At 45.7% G+C, this 1,033-nt stretch carries 1 rRNA gene; it reads left to right on the top strand.

Going from position 1 to position 1,033, the window contains the following annotated elements:
* A 5S ribosomal RNA gene (gene rrf, locus EKG39_RS23260) occupies window positions 1–95 on the top strand; the annotation flags it as partial.
* Window positions 96–1,033: the final 938 nt, after the last annotated feature.

Genomic DNA, 1,033 nt, shown 5'->3' with positions numbered 1-1,033 from the left:
GTCCCACCTGATCCCATCTCGAACTCAGAAGTGAAACGCAATTGCGCCGATGGTAGTGTGGGGTCTCCCCATGTGAGAGTAGGTCATTTCCAGGCGCCTAATTTCTCTTTAAGAGAGTCGATAAAGCCCATTGCTAACGCAATGGGCTTTTTTCGTTTTTCGCGTGGACTCTTTGCTACAAGAAATGACCACTCGAATATGGGGAAAGTAAAAGGTCCGAACGCAGTGAGGCTCAATACCCATGTGGAGTAGGGTGAGATGGGCGTTGTTGGCGAAGCGCAGCTTTGCGCCCATTGAACGCGGAGGATTTATCCGTAGCTGACCATGACAGGCGCACTCCTTATTTTAAGTAGAGAAGCCACCTTCTTATACCTTATAAAGAGTGGTGGCTTTTTTGCGTTTAGGAATCAGTGATATTTTGAGTGTTCAGCTCGAACTTGTTCGTATTGATATCAGGTGACCTCTCCACTTAAGCACGTACATGCAATGCTTACCCCCGATGTCGGTCGATAAATGCTCCTTCAATATCGACACTTCCACTATCTGATGTTTAGGATTAACAAATGCCTGGATGGTAGGGATACCAATGAAAGGCCATGGCGGTCGCCCGAAGCTGACCATGACAGACGCACTCCTTAATTAACGCGATAATCCCTAGAAATTAGTATTAGTATTGGGGGCTATTTTCGTTTTTAGCCAGACTCTGTATTTTTAGAGTTAACCCCCGAACATGGGGAAAGTGTAGGACCGGCTTTAGCCGGGAATGGCTCATGTGTAAGACAAGCTTCGCGGCTAAAGCGCGCTCCTACACAGAAAGTTGCAGGTATCTCCCGCTACTCTATCTGAACTCTCTCCTCTCACTGCAAGGGAGCGATTCTGTTCAGTAGAATTAAGCTGCAGATCTTGAGGTTTTTGAGATTCAATGGGAGCAGTTATTTGACTACTCAATTACTATATTTGCTGAGAGATTGAGCCCCTGGTTGAGTTACATGCTTTAATCGATTGATTATTAGGCCTGAAATTAAAACTGGTT

Origin of the sequence: Shewanella atlantica (assembly GCF_003966265.1) — a bacterium.
Taxonomy (GTDB): domain Bacteria; phylum Pseudomonadota; class Gammaproteobacteria; order Enterobacterales; family Shewanellaceae; genus Shewanella; species Shewanella atlantica.
The sequence above is the reverse complement of the archived record's forward strand: the minus strand, read 5'-3'. Positions and strand labels throughout refer to the sequence as shown.